Source organism: Kitasatospora sp. NPDC056138, from assembly GCF_042264695.1.
Taxonomy (GTDB): domain Bacteria; phylum Actinomycetota; class Actinomycetes; order Streptomycetales; family Streptomycetaceae; genus Kitasatospora.
On the sequence record NZ_JBHJVK010000034.1, the window covers coordinates 44,721 to 63,592 of the forward strand.

The 18,872-nt window shown below is 72.2% G+C and carries 19 protein-coding genes; 6 read left to right on the top strand and 13 right to left on the bottom strand.

The features are described 5' to 3' along the window. Positions 1 to 176: 176 nt before the first annotated feature. The gene (locus tag ACFC1R_RS21130; RefSeq protein ID WP_375940734.1) at positions 177 to 746 is read left to right on the top strand and encodes a Uma2 family endonuclease; all 570 of its coding nucleotides are present in this window, start codon (positions 177 to 179) and stop codon (positions 744 to 746) included. Between the two features lie 295 nt (positions 747 to 1,041). Here ACFC1R_RS21130 and ACFC1R_RS21135 read toward each other — a convergent pair whose 3' ends face one another. Then, a complete protein-coding gene (locus tag ACFC1R_RS21135; protein WP_375940736.1) occupies positions 1,042 to 1,665 on the bottom strand; it encodes a TetR/AcrR family transcriptional regulator in 624 nt (207 codons plus the stop codon). A 121-nt stretch (positions 1,666 to 1,786) separates the two neighbouring features. On the opposite strand from ACFC1R_RS21135, the gene ACFC1R_RS21140 reads away from it, so the two are divergent. Together ACFC1R_RS21140 and ACFC1R_RS21145 are read left to right on the top strand one after the other, a co-directional pair. Next, the gene (locus ACFC1R_RS21140; protein ID WP_375940738.1) at positions 1,787 to 2,458 is read left to right on the top strand and encodes a DUF998 domain-containing protein; all 672 of its coding nucleotides are present in this window, start codon (positions 1,787 to 1,789) and stop codon (positions 2,456 to 2,458) included. 69 nt (positions 2,459 to 2,527) lie between these two features. Then, the gene (locus ACFC1R_RS21145; RefSeq protein ID WP_375940740.1) at positions 2,528 to 2,740 is read left to right on the top strand and encodes a DUF4287 domain-containing protein; all 213 of its coding nucleotides are present in this window, start codon (positions 2,528 to 2,530) and stop codon (positions 2,738 to 2,740) included. 190 nt (positions 2,741 to 2,930) lie between these two features. Here the strand turns inward: ACFC1R_RS21145 and ACFC1R_RS21150 are convergent, their stop codons facing one another. The 4 genes from ACFC1R_RS21150 to ACFC1R_RS21165 form a co-directional block, all read right to left on the bottom strand. Then, the gene (locus tag ACFC1R_RS21150) at positions 2,931 to 3,263 is read right to left on the bottom strand and encodes a hypothetical protein (protein WP_375940742.1); all 333 of its coding nucleotides are present in this window, start codon (positions 3,261 to 3,263) and stop codon (positions 2,931 to 2,933) included. 51 nt (positions 3,264 to 3,314) lie between these two features. Continuing rightward, a complete protein-coding gene (locus ACFC1R_RS21155) occupies positions 3,315 to 3,806 on the bottom strand; it encodes a hypothetical protein (RefSeq protein WP_375940744.1) in 492 nt (163 codons plus the stop codon). Positions 3,807 to 4,266: 460 nt separating this feature from the next. After that, positions 4,267 to 4,656, bottom strand: coding sequence for a fucose-binding lectin II (locus ACFC1R_RS21160; RefSeq protein WP_375940746.1), 390 nt, complete (start codon positions 4,654 to 4,656; stop codon positions 4,267 to 4,269). Between the two features lie 840 nt (positions 4,657 to 5,496). Further along, positions 5,497 to 8,358: an AAA family ATPase gene (locus ACFC1R_RS21165; protein WP_375940748.1), complete on the bottom strand. Its 2,862-nt coding sequence runs from the start codon at positions 8,356 to 8,358 to the stop codon at positions 5,497 to 5,499. 144 nt (positions 8,359 to 8,502) lie between these two features. Between ACFC1R_RS21165 and ACFC1R_RS21170 the strand changes: the two genes are divergently transcribed. After that, a complete protein-coding gene (locus tag ACFC1R_RS21170; protein WP_375940750.1) occupies positions 8,503 to 9,960 on the top strand; it encodes an MFS transporter in 1,458 nt (485 codons plus the stop codon). Between the two features lie 24 nt (positions 9,961 to 9,984). Further along, entirely contained in the window at positions 9,985 to 10,968 is a 984-nt protein-coding gene (locus tag ACFC1R_RS21175) for a zinc-binding dehydrogenase (RefSeq protein ID WP_375940752.1), read from the top strand. A 387-nt stretch (positions 10,969 to 11,355) separates the two neighbouring features. On the opposite strand, the gene ACFC1R_RS21180 is transcribed toward ACFC1R_RS21175, so the two are convergent. From ACFC1R_RS21180 to ACFC1R_RS21215, 8 genes are all read right to left on the bottom strand, one after another. Then, entirely contained in the window at positions 11,356 to 11,766 is a 411-nt protein-coding gene (locus ACFC1R_RS21180; RefSeq protein ID WP_375940754.1) for a PPOX class F420-dependent oxidoreductase, read from the bottom strand. A gap of 401 nt (positions 11,767 to 12,167) precedes the next feature. Continuing rightward, positions 12,168 to 13,385 carry a PP2C family protein-serine/threonine phosphatase gene (locus ACFC1R_RS21185; RefSeq protein WP_375940756.1) on the bottom strand — a complete coding sequence of 406 codons (1,218 nt, stop codon included), beginning with the start codon at positions 13,383 to 13,385 and terminating at the stop codon, positions 12,168 to 12,170. Positions 13,386 to 13,882: 497 nt separating this feature from the next. Then, entirely contained in the window at positions 13,883 to 14,605 is a 723-nt protein-coding gene (locus ACFC1R_RS21190; protein WP_375940758.1) for a helix-turn-helix transcriptional regulator, read from the bottom strand. Between the two features lie 16 nt (positions 14,606 to 14,621). Continuing rightward, entirely contained in the window at positions 14,622 to 15,554 is a 933-nt protein-coding gene (locus ACFC1R_RS21195; RefSeq protein ID WP_375940760.1) for an alpha/beta hydrolase, read from the bottom strand. Positions 15,555 to 16,411: 857 nt separating this feature from the next. After that, positions 16,412 to 16,915: a GNAT family N-acetyltransferase gene (locus ACFC1R_RS21200; protein ID WP_375940761.1), complete on the bottom strand. Its 504-nt coding sequence runs from the start codon at positions 16,913 to 16,915 to the stop codon at positions 16,412 to 16,414. Continuing rightward, a complete protein-coding gene (locus ACFC1R_RS21205) occupies positions 16,912 to 17,331 on the bottom strand; it encodes an arsenate reductase ArsC (protein ID WP_375940763.1) in 420 nt (139 codons plus the stop codon). The genes ACFC1R_RS21200 and ACFC1R_RS21205 overlap by 4 nt, the downstream gene beginning before the upstream one ends. Positions 17,332 to 17,365: 34 nt before the next feature. Then, positions 17,366 to 18,109, bottom strand: a complete 744-nt coding sequence (locus ACFC1R_RS21210; protein WP_375940765.1) for an aquaporin — start codon at positions 18,107 to 18,109, stop codon at positions 17,366 to 17,368. After that, complete coding sequence (locus tag ACFC1R_RS21215; RefSeq protein WP_375940767.1) at positions 18,106 to 18,498, bottom strand: ArsR/SmtB family transcription factor; 393 nt, start codon at positions 18,496 to 18,498, stop codon at positions 18,106 to 18,108. The genes ACFC1R_RS21210 and ACFC1R_RS21215 overlap by 4 nt, the downstream gene beginning before the upstream one ends. A gap of 87 nt (positions 18,499 to 18,585) precedes the next feature. Here ACFC1R_RS21215 and ACFC1R_RS21220 point away from each other — a divergent pair, with 87 nt between their 5' ends. Then, a complete protein-coding gene (locus ACFC1R_RS21220; RefSeq protein WP_375940769.1) occupies positions 18,586 to 18,750 on the top strand; it encodes a hypothetical protein in 165 nt (54 codons plus the stop codon). The last annotated feature ends 122 nt before the right edge of the window (positions 18,751 to 18,872 follow it).

Consider the following 18,872-nt stretch of genomic DNA (forward strand, 5'->3'; position numbering starts at 1 on the left):
CGGGGGCGGCGGATGGCCGCTCGGGCGGGCGGGCGGGCGGTACCGGCGCCCGTATCCGGTGTCCGCCCACCAGAGTGAGTCCGGTGAGAAGGCCGTCACGGACATGCACCTCGGTGGCAGCCGGGCGGCGGTCGGGTCGTCCAGGCGGTCGTCTCCAGCGATGAAAGAATGGAGGTATGGCCGAATCTCAGGTTCCCGGACGTCATGCCCAACTGCTGGAGTACGCGCAGAGCCTGACCCCGCCGTCGGGCTGGAAGATCGAGGTGTCCGGCGACGAGATCATCATGATGGCCGGGCCGTCGGTGATCCATCAGCGCAACCTGCTGATCGTCCGGGAGCAGTTCGACGCCCACCGGCCGGCCGACCTGATGCCGAGCGAGAACACCGACCTCGCGTCGCCGAACGTCGGAAAGCTCCGCAATCCGGATCTGACCTACATCCCGGTCAGGGTGGTCGAGCTCGGCGGAAACGACGTACCGGCCGAGCTGGCCGCAATCGCGGTCGAGATCGTCTCCCCGTCGAACCCGGAGAACGACCTGGTCGGCAAGGTCCGCGACTACCCGCTGATGCACATCCCGCTCTACCTGCTGATCGACCCCCGCGAAGGCGTGATCACGCTCTACTCCGAGCCTGCACAGGGCCGCTACCACCGGCAGTGGAACGGCAAGTTCGGCGACACCGTACCGATCCCGGAGCCGTTCGCGTTCAGCCTGACCACCAACTCCCTGATCCGCTACCCGGCCTGACGCACCCACGGCGCTGCGCGCACTGCCCGCCGACCGCAGCCCTGCGCGTCCTCGCACCGGCTGCGCCGGAGCACACCGCCGCAGCCGGTGCGGTGAAGGCCCTGGCTTTCCCGCTGCCCGCAGCACCACCACCGGTTCCTGCAGCCGCCCCTGCCCGAGCCCCTGCCTGTCCTGTCCTGTCCTGTCCTGCCCTGTCCTGATGATCGCTCCGATTGGGCTCGTCACATTCGACTGCGGCGGCGTGCTCGTCGACAGCGAACGGATCGCCGGGGGCGGTCCGGTTCGGTGGCCGGGGTCAGCGATAGGCGGCGAGGAAGGCCCGGACGCCGGCGTCGGCGTGGTGGTCGAGTTCGGGCTGGGTGTGCTGTGAGCTGCCGTGGAACATGGCTTTGTTCACGGGGATCCACAACAGCAGGCCGGAGAAGTGATTCGCGGCCAGGAGCGCGTCGTCGATTCGCAGCAGGCCCTGGTCGGCCAGGCGGCGGAAGGTGTCGGCCAGGGTGGCCAGTACCCGCTCGAAGCCCTGCTCGTACCAGGCGGCGCCCAGATCGGGGAAGGTGTCGGCGTTGGCGATGATGAGGCGCCGCAGCTGGAGCACCTCGGGCCGGGTGAGGGTGGTCAGGAACTGGCGGGCCAGCCGGAGCAGGTTCTCCTCCAGCGAGTCGGCCTCGGTGGGGATGTCGGCCACCAGGTCGATCATGGCCTCGATCCGGTCGGTGGTGGCCAGGACGATCTCGGCGAACAGCTTCTCCTTGTCGGCGAAGTGCTTGTACACCGTCTGCTTGGACACGGCGGCCAGCTTGGCGATGTCGTCCATGCTCGTGCCGGCGTAGCCCTTGGCCATGAACGCCGTTGTCGCGGCCTCCATGATCGCCTGATGTTTGCGGGCCGAGCGGCCGCCGGGTTCGTTGGCTTCCATGTCTCCTCCAGAGCCCTGACAGTACTGGACAGTCCAGTTCTACATTGAGTACTGTACCGTCCAGTTCTGAACTACTGGGTCGTCAAGTTCCGAGCTCGGCCTCGGTACAGGGGGAATCTTCATGACTCAGGCGATCGGCGCTCCGTTCACGGGCCGCCCTGCCTCGACTCCGCTCGCCACCCGCGCCCTGCTGATCAGCGGCGCCGTGGCGGGTCCGCTGTTCCTGGGGGTGGGGGTGATCGAGGGCCTCAGCCGAGGCGGCTTCGACTTCACCCGAAACGCCATCAGCCAGCTCAGTCTCGGCTCCCTGGGCTGGATCCAGGTCGCCAGCTTCCTGCTCACGGGCGTGCTGGTCACAGCCGGCGCGGCGGGAACCCGACGGGCGATCGGCCACACCACCGGTGGCACCTGGGCACCGCGGCTGATCGGCGTCTTCGGCGCATCCTTCCTGCTCGCCGGGGTGTTCACCGCGGACCCCGGCGCGGGCTTCCCAGCCGGTACGCCGGACGGTCCGGCCACGATGAGCGCGCACGGAACGGTCCACATGCTCAGCGGCACGGCGGGCTACCTCGCGCTGTGCGCCGCGTTCTTCGTGCTGGCCCGGCACTTCGCCTCGCACGGCCGGCGCGGATGGGCCCTGGCCTGCCGCATCGTGCCGGTGGGAGTCATCGCCGGTTTCGCCGGCTCCGCCACCACCGTGGCGGCCTTCACCGCCGGAGCGGGCCTCGGCCTGCTCGCGCTCACCGCGGTCATCGCCCGGCTGGCCGGCCTCGCCTCGACCGCGCCGCGGTAGCGGCTCCGCCTCCCGCCCCGTACACCAACACCCAAGACCATCACACTCGGACAGACAGGATGCCGCGTCATGACCGCACCGGTGAAAGGCCCCGCCAGCTACTTCCCGTCGATCGAGAAGAAGTACGGCCGCCCGATCGAGCAGTGGAAGGACCTGATCCGCACCTCGCCCCTGACCAAGCACATGGAGCTCGTCGCCTGGCTCAAATCCGAGCACGGACTCGGCCACGGGCACGCCAACGCCCTTGTCGCCCACACCCTCGCCGAACACAGCGAGAACTGACCCGGACAAGGCTGCTGCGCGGCCGATGTGCCCGCAGCACCCGTACCCGGCCCGGGTGCTGTCGGTTCCTCGTGAACGAAACCGGCGCAGGCACAGGTCCCGTGACCATGGAGCTGCGACGCTCTGTGATCACCGAGGAGACCTGTGCCTGTGCTGCCGGCATGGCTGACCGAACCGCTCTGGGGCCGGTTCACCGGGTTGTCGGCCGGGACGGCGGCTGCGGTGTCCACTGGAGTCGCTGGTGGGCGGCGGGGAAGGCGTCCTTGGCCCAGGCGTCCTGTTCCTTGAGCCCCTCCGCGCCGGCCTCCGACAGGATCCGTCCGGTCGTGCAGGTGGGCCGCTGGGGGCTGTGCCGGATCTCGGTGATGCCGCCAGCGCCGATCGAGGTGATGCGGACGTTCTCGCGGCCGGGTCCTGCCGGGCCGTCCTCGCAGTCGATGCGGCGGTGGGTTCTGTGCTGCCCGGCGTCGGCCGCCGGGCGGCCACTCCCCCGGTGCCATGCCGACGGGCCGGCGCCCTTCACGCGCGTGCTCGTCCCTCCGGGGGCCGGCCGGCGCCCGGAGGGACGAGTGGATCAGGGGTGGTAGCGCTGGGCGATGGCGGTGATCGCGCCGGTCTTGTCAACGGTGATCCCGTACTGGCGGTTGCAGGAGGCCGGGTAGTGGACGGCACCGCTGCTGCTCTTGCAGGTGTGGACGCGTCCGAGGAGGTCGGCCAGGCTGACCTGCCGCTGGTGGATGCCGTTGAGCAGGGTGGCCTTGGCACCGGGTGCGAAGGTGAACTTCTTGGGCTTCCCCACCGGGGTGAACTGGCCGTCGTCGTCACCGCAGGAGTACTTGGTCTCCTGGGCGGTCAGTGACCTGCCGGAGGGGCTCGCGTCGATGGCCTGCAGGATCCGCAGATGGTTCGGGTTGCCCCCGCAGTCGGCCGCCGACGGGGCCGCCGAGACCGCGCCGCCCGCGCGGGCGGCCTGCGGGGCCGCCGACGCGGCGGTAGCGCCGAACGCGGTCAGGATGAGGGTTGCACTGGCCACGCCGACGGCGGCAGAGCCGATATGACGGAACATCAGGAAAACTCCTACAAGGCGAGTCGGGCGTCCACAGCGGAACGCCTCACTTCCTTACACGCCGCGAACCGCCTCTCGCGTCACACCCCGGGGCCACATTTTTTCATCGCGGACACCCTGGACACTCCTCCGGTGCCACGGCGGTGGCCGACGGTCCTGCGGCCCCTCGACCCGACCCCGCGCCCCGAGCACCGCCCGCGCCCGGAGCACGGCTTCGCCGACCGCCCCGACGCCGCGGTGCGCCCGGCCGCCGAACTCGCCTGCACCGCAGGCGCCGCGCCGGCGCCGCTGAACGGGCCCGGGCGCCCGCGATCGCGCCTCTGCCCGCCAGGCTGCCGAGCACTGCCCACAGGAAGGCAGCGATCACGCCGACGGACGGCAGGCAGGACGGGCCGGCAGCAGCCGCACCGGCCGCTGCCGGCCCACTCCTTGGGGGAGGCTGGATGCGTCGGTCGCCTGCCTACTGCTTCGGGGTGTACCAGCTGAATTCGAGGATGGCGTCGTTGTAGTCGCTGTCGTCTCCGTTCTCGGCGACGATCACCATCAGGTTGTAGGAACCGATCTCGTACGGGCCACCGCTGTTGAGCCTGCTCGGGCGGAAGGCGCCCCCGTCGTCGCCGTACTCGAAGGTGGCCTGGAGCTGGCTCACACCGGTGATGGTCGCCTGCCCGATGACGGCGTTGTGTTCTCCGTTTCCGGTGAACAGGTAGTCCGCGCCGCCGTCCTTGCTGGTGACCGCCAGCTTCTGGGTGAAGCGCGAGTTGCTCTTCGCCTTGACGATGACCTGCGTGCCGGCAGGAAGGTTGATCTCGGCCGTGTTGCCGTTGAGGAGGACGTAGGCGTCGGACACTGGGACTCCTTGGCTGCGACGGGAAGCCCGGAGGTGGTCGTCGCTCCGGTTTCCGTCCGGTTGGCTGCGTGATCGTGGGCAGCCCCGCGCACCGGCGTGGGCGTACCGTTCGGATACTGACGCCCCGCACGCTACTGATCACGACACCGGCACACCGGGTTTCCCCGCCACACGGCCCCGAAATGGTGAACCCTTCGCCGGTCGCCGCGAGTCCGCTTGCCTCGCCCCTACGGGTGTCCCGTCCCGTTTGATCTTGCCGGTGGTCGAGGCGGTGACCCGGGCCGCTGCCGCAAGAACGAGTGAGCTGGAGCCATGTCGGTGTCCCGGCTGATGTCGTCCCTCACGGGCACTTGCGCGCGGTTGTCCCACTTGAGGTTGCCGGTGCTGCCCGGTGCCGGCCAGGAGCCGTCCGGCCGGTCCTGTCCGAGCGGATCCACGGTCATCCGGGGTCGCGGTGGTTCTCCTGCAGGTCGCGCCCTTGATCGCCGTGTAGGCACGTGAGGCATATGCGACATGCCGAAAGGGATCTGCGGGGTGAGTGCCGGGCGGCATGGTGCGAGGGTGAACGTGACACCGGGCCTGCCCGCCCGTCGGCGCCGCCCCGCAGCAGCAGAACGCGGCCGCGGCCGCCACCTTGCTGTACGTCCAGGCCGGCCTCACTGCCTCCCCCCTGCTGGACATGGCCCGTGTTGAGGACGACCGTCGATGGGCCAGCCCCCTCGCCCGCGAGCAGCGCGAGTCGTTGGCGGATCGCCTCGGCGCGCAGCGCGGCTTGTTGCCGTGCTCGCGGATCGGATCGAACAGGTCCGGTCGGCTCGCTGCCGTTGACGCGCTACCGGCTCACTCGAACAGGCGGAGTCGGTGGGCCAGGGCGGCGGCCTCCGTGCGGGAGGTGACTGCCAGCTTCGCCAGGATGTTGGAGACGTGCACACCGGCCGTCTTGGCGGAGATGAACAGGTCCTCGGCAATACGCCGGTTGCTGTGTCCTTCCGCCACCAGCCGCAGCACCTCCGTCTCGCGGGGTGTAAGGCCGAGCCCGTCGGGGCGGTCGAGCTCCGGGGTGTCGAGTGAGACGCGGCCTCGGGCGGCGAGGAGTTCGGCCTCGCGGCGCAGCGGGGTCGCGCCGAGCACGGAAGCAGTGGCGCCTGCCTCGCGGAGGTATGCCTCGGCGACCGGCCGGGCGCCGGACCTCAGTTCAGCTTCGGCGGCCTTCAGCAGGGCCTCGGCGAGCGGGTAGGGGTGCCCCAGAGCGCGCCAGGCGGCAAGGGCCGTCCCGTGGTCGGCCCGGTCGCCTCCGATGCAGGCCCGAAAGGAGGCTCTCTGGGCCTCCTGCACCGGCCCGGTTGTGCCGAGCCGGTCACCGATCTCGCCCAGCCGCGTCAGCAACTCTTCTGCCACTGACCGCAGTTGCTTGTCTCCTGCACCACGGGCACGCTGTACCTCGGCGATCCGCAGGCCGGTGTGGATCAGCGGCCAGGCAAGCGTCGGCTGGTGGCCGAGTTCGGGGTCGGCGAGCAGCCGCCCGAGCAGGCGGCCGGCTTCCTCGTGGTCGCCGTTGGCGAGGGCGGTCTGGCACTGCAGGTCGCGCAGTGGGAGCAGGAACTCCAGGCCGGTGTAGTCCGGGGCGATGAGCCGGTCTGCGTCGGCGGCGGCCTTGGCGGCAGCAGCGGTGTCGCCCTCGGCGAGGGAGAGGGCTCCGAGGTTGGTCAGAAGTACGGCCTGATAGAGCGCTGGCGGGTCCTGGGCGAGCGCGTCCTGGACGGTCTCGCGCGCTTCGCGCCAGCGGCCGAGGCAGAACAGCGAGTCGGCGAGAACTGCGGCAAGGACAGCACCCCGGCTGCCGGCCAGGCCGACCCGGCGGGCGCTGTCGAGCCCGTTTCGTGCCACCGTCGTGGCCTCGGCGTATGCGCCGGCCGCCTTCAGCGCCAGCGAGTCCACGACGGCGGCGAGCACGACCGTGTCGTCGTCACCGGCCTCGGTGGCCAGCCGGGTCGCCTCTTCGCAGTGGGCCCGGGCGGACGCAGGATCACCGGCGCGCGAGGCGAGTGCGGCGAGGGTGGCCAGCGCCAGTGCCTGTACCCCGGGATCATCGGCGGCGCGACCCAGTTGGAGGGCGACTTCGGCATGGTCGAGGGCCTCCCGGTCGCGGGAGAGCACACACAGGCGGCTGGCGAGGGTCGCGAGCAACCGCCCGTGCACGGCGGTTGCCGCAGCAGGGACAAGGCGTACGGCCTCCCGGAGGTCGTCCAGTCCGTCACGGCCACTGCGGTGCTCGAGCAGGCTGCGGACCTCCAGCAGCAACGCCGCCCGCTCGGGTTCACGGGTCTCGGCGAGCGCCGCCGTCGCGAGGACGATGCCGCGCTCCGCCTCGCCCGCGTCGAGGGCGGCTCGCGCCGCCGCCCTCAGGACGGCATCCCGGCCCACGCCGATTCCTGGCGCTGCATCAGGCGCCCACAGTTCCAGTACGCGCTCGAGCAGTCTGAACTGCTCGGCGTAGGCGTGCCCGTCGCGGGCGACGGCGGCGGCACGCCAGGCGGCTTCGAGGGCCTGCGGGTGGTCGCCGGCGGCGTGCCAATGGGCCGCCAGCGCCGCACTCACCTGCCCGGCCGGGGCCAGAGCCGGGTCGGCGGCGAGCGCCCGCGCGTACCTCGCGTGCAGACGGGCTCGCTCGCCGGGCAGCAGGTCCTCGTACACGGCAGCGCGGATGAGCGCGTGACGGAAGGTGTACCCGTCGCCGACCGGTACCAACAGCCGTCGTTCGACAGCCGGGCGCAGCAGGTCCTCCAGCAGCAGTTCGTCCAGTCCGGTGACCGTGGCGAGCAGCGGGTGCCCGACGGCGCCGTCTGCGGCCGACGCGGCGCGGACCATCCGGCGTCCCTGGTCCGGAAGTTCGCGCAATCCGGAGAGGAGCAGGTCCCGCAGCGGGGTGGGGGTGGCCGGGCCTTCGGATTCCGCCAGCGCCTCGACGAACAGCGGGTTCCCCTGGCTGCGTCGGTGGATCTCGTCGGCTCGCGCCGGATCGCGCCGACGAGCCGTCAGCCATTCGGCTACATCCGACCTCTGCAGCGGCTTCGGGTCCACCCGGCGGACCCGGTCGAGTCGGCTCAGTGAGGTCAGCAGCGACCGCAGTGGATGGCCTTCGTCAAGATCGGTGGACCGGTAGGTGCCCAGGAGCAGCACACCGGGGCGGCTCAGGTTGCGGACCAGGAAGAGCAGCAGCTCACGGCTGGAGGCGTCGGCCCAGTGCAGGTCCTCCACTGCGATCGCCAGGGGCTGCTCCCCTGCCGCCGCCTCGATCAGGGTCAGCACCTCCTCGAACAGCCGCGCCCGACCGTAGGAGTCCGGCACCGCTGTTGGCTCGCCCAGCTCCGGCAGCCAGTGCGCCAGCCCGCGCCGCCCGCCGCCGGGCAGCAGTCCGGCCGCCCACTCCACGCCGAACTCCCTCACCAGGTTGCGCAGCAGGGCGACGAAGGGCGCGTACGGCAAGGCGTCCGCGCCGAGCGCGAGGCAGCCGCCGAGCAGCGTGCGGGCCGGCAGTCCTGCGGTGAACTCGCTGACCAGCCGGGACTTGCCGATGCCGGCCTCGCCGCCGATGAGGACCGTGACCGGCCCGGCGGCGACGGCGTGCCCGTAGGCGTCGGTCAGGGCGGAGAGCTCCGCCGCCCGGGCGAGGAGGGGCGGCTGGGCAGGTTGGCTGATCATCGGCCTGAATCCTACTCAGGCGATCCGTATCTGATCTGAAGAGGCACCTAGGCAATCCGCCCCATGTGGCCGAAGGGCCTTCCGCGCGACTCTCTTCGGGCGGTGATCGGCACCGCCTGAACACAGAGCCGAGAGGGCTTGAGGATGAGCACCTTCGATCCACGCCGGTGGCGGACGCTTCCGGTGATTCTGCTGGCCACCTTCATGGCCTCGTTCGACTACATGGTCGTGAACGTCGCGGCGCCGTCGCTCGCGCTCGACCTGCACGCCGGTCAGGCGGCGCTGGAACTGGTCGTCGGCGGCTACGGGTTCACGTACGCCAGCGGCATGGTCACCGGCGGCAAGCTCGGCGACCTCTTCGGCCACCGCCGGATGTTCCTGCTGGGCATGGCCGGTTTCACCCTGGCCTCGCTGCTGTGCGGGCTGGCACAGTCCCCGGCCCAGCTGGTCGGCACGCGGCTGCTGCAGGGCCTGGCGGCGGCCGCGATGGCTCCCCAGGTGCTGGCGCTGATCACCGGGTCGTTCCCGGCCGAGGAGCGGCCGCGTGCGCTGTCGTGGTTCGGCCTGACCCTCGGCGTCGGTGGTATCGCGGGGCAGGTGCTCGGCGGGCTGTTGCTCCAGGCGGACCTGCTCGGGCTCGGCTGGCGGGTGATCTTCCTGGTCAACGTGCCGGTGGGCATCGCCGCCGTCGCCCTGGCGGCCCGGCTGCTGCCGCAGCGCACGCCCGTCGCCCGCCCCGAGCTGGATCCGGTCGGCGCGCTCGGCGTCTCCGCCTCCGTCGCGCTGGCGCTGGTGCCGCTGGTGATCGGGCGGGAGCAGGGCTGGCCGCTGTGGAGCTGGATCTCGCTGGCCGCCTCCGTTCCGGTGGTGGCCGCCACTCTGCGTTGGGAACGCCGACTGGCCCGGCGCGGCGCCGGACCGCTGCTCGATCTCACGCTGTTCCGTACCCGGTCCTTCTCGATCGGCCTGCTGATCAACGTGGTGGTCATGGTCTCCTTCGGCAGCCTGATGCTGGTGATGACCCTGCTGCTGCAGTCCGGCCTCGGACTGGACGCGCTGCACGCCGGGTTGGCGTTCCTGCCGATGGGCGCGGCCACGATGGCCGCCTCGCTGCTCGGCCGACGGCTGGTCGCCCGGTACGGGGTCAGGGTTCTCCTCGCGGGCAACGCGATCAGCACCCTCGCCATGCTGACTTTCGCCCTCGAACTCCGGGCGGCAGGAGCCAGGATCGACACCCCGCTGCTGATCATCCCGTTGGCGCTGTTCGGCCTGGGCAGCGGGCTGACGATGCCCTCGCTGATGGGTGCGGTTTTCGGCGGAATCCGTCCGACGCAGGCGGGCGCCGCATCCGGCATCCTCACGACCACTCAGCAGTTCTCGACCGCGGCCGGCGTCGCCGCTCTCGGCGCGGTGTTCTTCACCGCACTCGGTGCACGCCCCGGCCGGGCCGACTTCGCCTCCGCCGCCGAACTGACGGCCTGGATCGGTGTCCTGCTGCTCGCCGCCGCGACCGCCCTCGTCACGCTGCTCCCTTGGCCGACCGCCGGCCCTGCCTCCGTCGTCCAGAAGACCCCCGTCCAGAAGACTCCCGTCTCCGCCTGACATCCGCTATTACGGAGCACCTCCATGCGTGGTTACCTCACCGACCCGGCCGCCGCAGCCGGCCTGCGGCTCACCGACGGCCTCCCCGAACCCGACCCCGCACCGGACGAGTTCGTGCTCGCAGTACGGGCCTTCGTCCTCAACCACGACGAGCTCAACCTCATCCGCCGACGGCCCGACGGCTGGCGGCCCGGCCAGGACGTCGCCGGCGAGGTGCTGCGCGCCGCCGCCGACGGCAGCGGACCCGCGGAGGGCAGCCGCGTGGTCGTCCGCCTCGAACAGGGCGGTTGGGCGGAGCGGATCGCGGTACCGGCTCACACCGCGGCCGTACTCGATCCCGGCGTCTCCTTCGAGCAGGCGGCCACTCTGCCCATCGCCGGGGTGACGGCTCTGCGGGCGCTCCGGCACGGCGGTTCCGTCCTCGGCGCAGAGGTCCTGGTCACCGGCGCGACCGGCGGAGTCGGCCAGTTCGCCGTCCAGCTCGCCGCCGCCTCGGGAGCCCGGGTCACCGCCCAGGTCAGCAGCCCCGAACGCGCCGGGGACGCCTACGAGTCGGGGGCACACCAGGTGGTCACCCGGCTCGACCAGCTGCCGGGCCTCGGCCCCTTCCAGCTTGTCCTGGACGGCATCGGCGGCCCTCGACTTGCCGACGCTGTCCGCCTCCTGGCCCCGCAGGGCGCGGCCATCCTGTACGGCAACATAGGGGGACCGACCGCGCTGAGCATCTCCGACTTCTACGCCCAGGGCTGGAACGGGCGGCTCATCGGCCTGATCAGCGGAAACCCCGACGCCTCCATGGCCACCGATCTCACTCTCCTGGTCCGTCTGGTCGCCGCCGGCCGCCTGAACCCCCGGATCGGGCTGGTCCAGGACTGGGAACGGACGGCGGACGCCCTCACGGCACTGGCCCGGCGAGAGCTGCGCGGCAAGGCGGTGCTTACCCTCCCGGCCGCCCAGCCGACCTGCCGGACCGGATATCGCGAACCGCTGCTGGACCATCAGGTCTGACGCCTTGCGCCCCGTACACACGGACGGTGGAGGTGCGCCCGACACTCGTCGGAGTCCTGGATCTGCCTAGCCGGTTGAGGCAGTTGAAGGCCCCGACCGGTTGGCGGTTTCCGGTCGGGGCCTTCGCCATGCCGTGGTCTCGGTTTGGAGTTCCGGGCTCGCCGAGCGCCCTGCGAGTGCTGGCCCCAAAACCCTGGGGCGCGGGGATCAGGCAGCGAGACCGAGGTACCCGTGGCTCGGTGCCGCGATGAAGGTCAGGTAGTTGTCGGCCCCCGCCGCGGCGCCCGGGGTGGAGCGGTTGGTGGTGCTGCCGTCGCCGAGCCGGCCGTAGCCACGGCCGCTTCCCCTTCTGCGGCCCGAGCCGAGGCCCGCGGCGACCGCCCCGGGTCACCCGACGTCGCGGGCGGCGCTCCCCCGCGCCTCCAGGTTCCAGGTGATGACCCGCCGGGGGTGGACACGGATGATGTCCTTGCTGAAGTGGTCGGGTGACACGGGCGGCACGTCGACGGTCAGCACCTCGGCCCGGCCCCTGATCTCGACGCCGCGCCCCCACCCTCCCGCGACCGGGTCGTCGGCCGGGGCCAGGTCGTCCACCAGCACGGAGACATCGGGACGGGCCTGCGCGTTGCGGTACTTCCGGCTGCGGGCCATGGCCGGCCCACCGATGTCGATGGTGCCGTCGTCGTTGAACCGGAAGCCCACCGGGCGGACCTGCGGACCGCCGTCGGGACCGGTGGTCGCCAGGCGGGCCAGCGGCTGGGCGGCGAGGTACTCGCGCTCCCTCTCGGTGAAGATCATGCGACCGACCCTAGAAACTCAAGTGCACTTCAGGTCAAGGCCGCTGACGCCGGCAGGCCGGACGGTACGGCTGCACCGCCGGACACACCGCCCGGGGCCACGACAACAGGCTGAGACCGGCGACGCAACCCGGCCCGACCGCGGTGACCGACCCGGGGCCAGCCGTGAATCCGACAAGCCCACGTGAGAGCACGAGCACTTCGCACGGGACAGGACACTGACACGGGACAACTGCCCCGTCTCCATGAGACCGGTGGACGGCGAGGCCAGGGCGCGGGAGCCGGCGGTGGCGGGTACGCCTCACGCCCGGCGGGACCCGGGCGGTGGATGCCGCACCCCGCACGGCGCTCGGGCCCGGACACCTCACGGCCCGTCGGAACGAGGCCCGGCGCAGTGCCGCGTCACCAGCGCTGCGGGCGCCATTCGAAGAGCAGGATGGTCGCGTCGTCCCGCAGTTGGCTGCGCTGGTGGTCGAGGATGGCGTGGATGAGCAGCCGCAGCACCTCGGCCGGGCGCTGGCCGGTGGCGGAGGAGCGGATGATGAAGTCGGTGAACCGGTCGAGGCCGAACTCCGCACCGTCCGCGTCGCGTGCCTCCACGACGCCGTCGGTGTAGAGCAGGACGCAGTCGCCCGGTTCCAGTGTCGTCTCGTGGACCTGGCGGGCCACCGGGCCGAGTTGGCCGGCCAGGCCGATCGGGGGCTGCGGGGGGCTGTCCAGCGCCCCCTCGAGCACCCGCTCGCCACGGATCAGCAGCGGCGGCGGGTGACCGCAGTTGACCCAGTGCAGCACCCCGGTGTCCGCGTCGAGCCGGCACAGCACGCCGGTGGAGAAATGGTCGGGCAGCCACTGGGTGAGCGCCTGGTCGACGGAGCCGACGACGTCGGCCAGGCCGCCGCCGCCGCGGCGGGCGTTCCGCGCCGCCGCCATGGCGACCGACGTGGTCAGGCCGGAGGCCAGATCGTGGCCCATGGAGTCGAGGATCATGGTGTGCAGCACGTTCTTGACCACCGAGTGGTCGAAGGCGTCACCGGCGATGTCGTACGCCGGTTCCAGGACCGCGGTCGAGACGCACTTGCTGCTGCCGACGGTCGCGGGTGGCAGGAAGGCCCGCAGCATCTCGGCGGGCAGCCGCATGGTCGCGGTGCGGGTGCGGGCGGCGAGCCAGTCGCTGTAGGCGCGCTTGGAGGTGATCAGCATGGCGAACAGGTGGGCCAGCATCCGGCTGCGGCGCATCCGCACCCCGTCGAGCGAGGCACACCGCACCGCCAGCACGCCCAGCCGTTCCGCACCGTCGACCAGGGGCATCCAGACGATCACGCCGTCGTCGGCGGCGGCCACCCGCGGGGAGACCGTGCGGTACGCCCAGCCGGCCAGCGAGCGGTCCACCGGCAGCGGCTCCGATTCCTCGGCGAGCGGGATGAGCAGCCGTTGTTGCAGGTCGGCGAGGTAGATCAGCGCGGTGTCCAGGCCCAGGGCCGAGGCGCAGCGGTTCGCCAGGTCGGGCAGTTCGAACGGCAGGGCCGTCTGTGCCTCGATGATCAGCTCTTCCAGCCGGTTCTCGTCGACGGCGGCGTCGAGGCCGGCGGGCGTGTGCGGTGGGTCCGCCACGGGGATCACCCCTTTCCGCGCCCAGTCTCACACCGGTCCCGGCCCCTCTCACGTCAGGCACGATCGTGCCGGGTGCGAGGGCGGTGAGGGCGGGAGCGGCGAGGACGGGAGCGGTGAGGGCGGGGGCAGCCGTCTGTGCCGTGCCTTCGCCCGACCGGTGCGGGTTGTCGCCTCCCGAGTTCCCCGGGGCGGCCGGCCCCGTACCCCGCTGCGTGGCCGGGACCGGCCACGCACGCCCGGGTACGGGGCCGGGCCTGCGCCATGGTCACCGCATCGGACCGCCCGGTTGGTCTGGCGCGGGTCCTGCAAGCGGCAGTTGTCGCCGCCCGGGCACCGGAGTTGTCACCTGCCCCGCAGACGGGTGGTTTTGATGTCTTCGGTGATCGGATGCGGCCGGTTGGGCCCGGCGGAGCACGGTGTGCACACCCCGAGGGCATGCCCGGCGCCGTGGAACGCCGGTGCCGTGACCGGAACGGTCTGCCCGGGCCGGTGGTGCTTTCGGGTCCTCATGGTGGGGGTGTGAGTGAGGCCAGCGCGGTGGGCCGCACCGCACCGGCGGCGGCCGAGCCGCGCAGCAGGCCGGCCAGGTCATGGGGCGGCGCCTGTTCGCCGGTCGGCGCCGCACCCGTGATGCGGTCCAGCCGGAAGCCCCGGCCGGCACACCGTGTGCGGCACCAGGCGATGAGGTACCACTTGCCGTCGGCGGTGAGCAGTCCGGCCGGTTCCACCGCACGCTCGCTCTCCCGCCCTGCCGCGTCGACGTAGGACAGCCGCAGCACCGAGCCGGTTGTGAGGGCCTGTTCCACCGCGGTGCGGACCGGCTCCGCGGTCCGGGCGGCCGGCAGTGCGACGATCCGGGCGGCGAGTTGCTGGGCGGCGACCGTGGCGGGACCGGTCATCGAGGCCGCGATCTTCTGGGACGCCGTGCGGGCCGCACCGGCGTACGGGGCGGAGGCGTCGGACGCGGCGAGTGCGGCGACCAGCGCCGAGGCCTCGTCGGTGGTGAAACGGATCGGGGGCAGGGTCATCGCCGGGTCGATCGACCAGCCCCCGCCCCGCCCCGGTGTGGTGCGCACCGGGACGCCGGCGTCCATGAGCGCCTGGAGGTCGCGCTGCACGGTGCGCGTGCTGACCTCGAACCGCGCGGCTAGCGTCGCGACCGTCAGCGGTCGCGGCGCCGCCGCGCGTAGCTCTTCCACCAGTGCGTAGAGTCGGGGAGTGCGGTTCACGACGCTGACGCTACCGTCACGCGGCGGCCAGGAAGTCCCGCTCGCGCTGCTGTTCGCGCTCGGTGATGGTCAGCGGGAACAGGGTGAAGCCGTGCATCGCGCCGGCGACGACGCCGAGTTGAACGCTCGCCCCGGCTTCCTGCCAGCGCGCTGCCAGGAAGCGCGAGTCGTCCAGCAGCGGATCCTCGGTGCCGACGACGATCCGGGCGGGCGGCAGCCCGGTCAGGTCGGCGAACAGCGGCGAGATGCCCGGGTCGCGGCGCTGCTCCGCCTCCATGCCCGGGGTGAAGAGTTCATAACTCCCCTGTATGGAGTCGGTGTTGCTCAGCAGCTGCCTGGAGCCGAACAGCCGCTGGCTCGGTGTCATCGACAGGTCGTACGGGCCGAAAAGCAGGTGGGCCGCCCGGAACGCGCCGGTGATGCCGTGCCGGTCGCGCAGGCGCAGCAGGGTCAGGACGCTCAGGTGGGCGCCGGCCGATTCGCCGCCGATCAGCAGCCGTCGGGTGCCGAACTCGGCCTCGGCGTGGTCCACGAGCCATCGGGCGGCCGCTTCGCAGTCGTCGGGTCCGGCGGGGAACGGGTGCTCGGGCGCCAGGCGGTAGTCCACGCTCACCACGGCCAGCCGGCTCTGCTCGGCGATGCGCCACAGCCGCTCGTCCTGCCCGTCCGCGGAGCCGAACGCCCAGCCGCCGCCGTGGATGTGGAGGTACACGCCGTCGACGTGGTCCGGCACGAATGCGCGGACTTTCACCCCGCCGGCGACGACGCGGTCTTGGCCCTGCGGCAGTCTCACCGGTGGCGTGTCGCCTCCGAGGCGGTTGCGCCGCAGGAACGCCAGCAGGGTCGCGTCCAGTACTCGCGGGCGGGTCGGGCGGGTCGCGGAGGCGGCCTCGAACTGTGCGTTGAATGCCAGGGTCTCGGCGAGGCAGTCCTCGTCTGTGATCGTCATGCGTCGACAGTCGCAGCCGTCCGCGACAACACCCTGTCACCTTTTCCCGGTGAACTGCGTCACAGCCCCTGGCGCACTGCCTGCTCCTCGACGTCCCGGCTGCCTGACGCTGTGAGCGCGCCCGCGCCCACAGCGGGAGAGGCATCCGCCGGGGCGGCCGACCGCTCGCCGCTGCTGCATGACCACCCAACCCGGCGAACCTCTCCGACTACGGGGGTTGGCGAGTAGTTCCGATGTTCGGCCCTGCCAACGCAACGAGGGTGTCCGAGAAGCTGCTCGTGGCTCGAGTTCAGAGGTCGGGGCGGGTTCGGAGCGCCGCGAGGCCGGCGGGCGCCCGGTCGGGGTTCAACGACCAGCCCGGCATCCCGCCCCAGGCGATGGACAGGCGCAGGTATTCGACATGGGTGATGCCCGGACGGCCTTCGACTCCCTGAATGACCGGGTCGGCTGTCGCCTCGGGAATTCGAAGGAGGTCATCCGCGCAGCCTGCCTGACGCAGGAGTCACGCTGTAAACGGTTCTGTCACACACCGCGCCGCGGTGCCTCCGTGTGGGTCCGGTTCTGTGACCGGACTCCACGACCAACAACCAGGTGTTGCGACGGCCTTGGGGGGCGCGGTGCCATGGCTGGCTCCGGCCGGTCTGGCGGTGGAGGCGCTGGAGCAGCGGATCGCCGAGCTGCCGCCGCGCCGGGCGCGCCGCTGGTTCGGTGCGCCCGGCGGTGGAATCGACGGCCGTGTCCTCAGACCCACCGGACCTATTGGCAGTTCGCGATGTCGGGGCTCGCGGAGTGTCTGCCGGCTCCGCCCCGTGGAGCGGTGCCCGTCGTCAGGCGGGCGACGGGCATGATGCGACTGGTCAGGGGATGACGGGGCTGCGGCGCTCGACGAGGATGACGTCGCGCCAGCGGCCGTGGTGGCGGCCGAGGCGTTCGCGGGTGCCGACCACGCGAAAGCCGGCCCGGGAGTGCAGAGCGAGGCTGGCGGTGTTCTCGGGGAAGATGCCCGACTGGACGGTCCAGATCCCGGCGGCGTCGGTGGAGGCCAGCAGCTCCCGCAGCAGTGCGAGGCCGACTCCCAGGCCCCGGGCGTCGGGGTGGACGTAGACCGAGTGCTCGACCACCCCGGCGTACGCGCACCGGGTGGAGACCGGCGCGACGGCGGTCCACCCGATCACGCGGCCCGCCCGGTCGAGGGCGGCCAGGCGGTGCTCGGCGAGGTGCGAGGCGTCGAATGCCTGCCAGCTCGGTGCGGTGGTCTCGAAGGTGGCGTCGCCGCCGTCGATCCCGAGCTGGTGGATCTCCAGCACCCGGTCGGCGTGCTCGGGGAGCATCGCCGCGACGGTCACCGCGGCGATGCTCATGCGGCGGCCTCGATGCCGAGTTCGGCGAGCAGGCCGCGGATGCGCTGCTCGATCCGGTCGCGGATCGGGCGGACGGCGTCCACGCCCTGGCCGGCCGGGTCGTCGAGCTTCCAGTCCAGGTACCGCTTGCCGGGGAAGTACGGGCAGGCGTCGCCGCAGCCCATGGTGATCACCACGTCGGACGCCTCGACGGCTTCCACCGTGAGGACCTTGGGCGTCTGGGCGGAGATGTCGATGCCGACTTCCCTCATGGCTTCGACGACGGCCGCGTTCACCGTCTCGGCCGGCGCGGAGCCGGCCGAGCGGACCTGCACCCGGTCGCCGCCGAGGTGGGCGAGGAAGGCGGCGCCCATCTGGGAGCGGCCGGCGTTGTGCACGCAGACGAACAGCACGGTGGGGACGGCGGGAGTGCTCACGGGTTCTTCCTCATGGCAGGTACGGGTGGGGAGTTCAGCGGCCGGAGGCGGCCGGGTGGTGCTCGCCGCGCGGGACGGTGACGTCCTCACCGGCGGGTGCCGGACGGCCGAACAGCGCCGCGACCAGGACGACGCCGGCCACGAGGCCGACCAGCTGGGCGGCCACGAACGCCGGCACCGAGCCGGGGGCGATGCCGGCGAACGTGTCGGTGAACGCCCGGCCGACCGTCACGGCGGGGTTGGCGAAGCTGGTCGAGGAGGTGAACCAGTACGCCGCCCCGATGTAGGAGGCGACCGCCACCGGAGCGAAGTGCGCGCGTGCGGTGCGGGCCAGGCCGAAGACCAGCAGGACCAGTCCGGCGGTCGCCACGACCTCGCCCAGCCACAGGTGCGGGGCCGACCGGTCGTGGGTGGACCAGCGCACCAGTGGTTCGGCGAACATCGCATCGGCCAGCACCGCGCCGCCGATCGCTCCCGCGACCTGCGCCGCGATGTAGGCGGCGGCCTCGCGCCCCGTCGGGCCCTCACCGCCGCGGCCGCTCCACCAGGCGGCCAGGGTGACGACCGGGTTGAAGTGGGCACCGGAGAGCGGGCCGAGCAGGGCGATCAGCACGCCGAGGCCGAACACGGTCGCCAGCGAGTTGGCCAGCAGCTGCACGCCGACGTCCTGGGACAGCTTCGTGGCCTGGATGCCGGAGCCGGCCACGACCGCGACCAGCGCGCCGGTCCCCACGAACTCCGCCGCGGCGCGGCGGCCGAGCGGCGCCGTCTGCGTCATCCCGAACCCCCGGTGCCCGCAGCGGCCGTGCCGGCCGGCGCCTGCAGCAGGGAGGACAGCCTGGCCAGGGCCGCGGGCAGCACCCAGTAGTAGACCCAGGTCCCGCGGCGCTCGGAGCCGACCAGGCCGGCTTCGCGCAGCACCTTGAGGTGGTGCGAGATGGTCGGCTGGGACACGTCGAACGGGCCGGTCAGGTCGCAGACGCACGCCTCACCGCCCTCGTGCGAGGCGATCAGTGACAGCAGCCGGAGCCGCACCGGATCCGACAGCGCCTTGAACATCTTCGCCAGGTCGACGGCGGCCTCCTCCCCCAGCGGCTCGCGGACCATCGGCGAGCCGCACACCACGGCGTCGTCCCGCCCGAGGACGACCAGCTCTGATTTCGACATACGTCTATGTTGACAGTCATCTATTCAGAGAGGCAAGCCCGCCGTATCGACAGGTGTCGATGCAGCGCTTCGGACGGGGAGAGCGCCATGTCCCGCGTTCGGCCCGCCCTGCGTGCCGCCGGCCTCGAAGGCTCCGCCGCGTTCCGCTCCGGGCTGTTCGGCGCCGCCCCGGCCAAGCGCCGCCCCGGCCGTGCGGACTTCACCATCGCCGAGCCCACCGCTCAGGCTCGTCCTCGCCGAGGGCGAGCCTGAACGTCGGCACCCGCCCCGGCCACCTCGGTGCCGAGGCGGAGTCCTCCCGGGCAGGCCGCCGCCGCGACCGCCCGTCTCGAGGACGCCGCCGCGCCGGCCGCCCCCGAGGAGAACGGCACCTC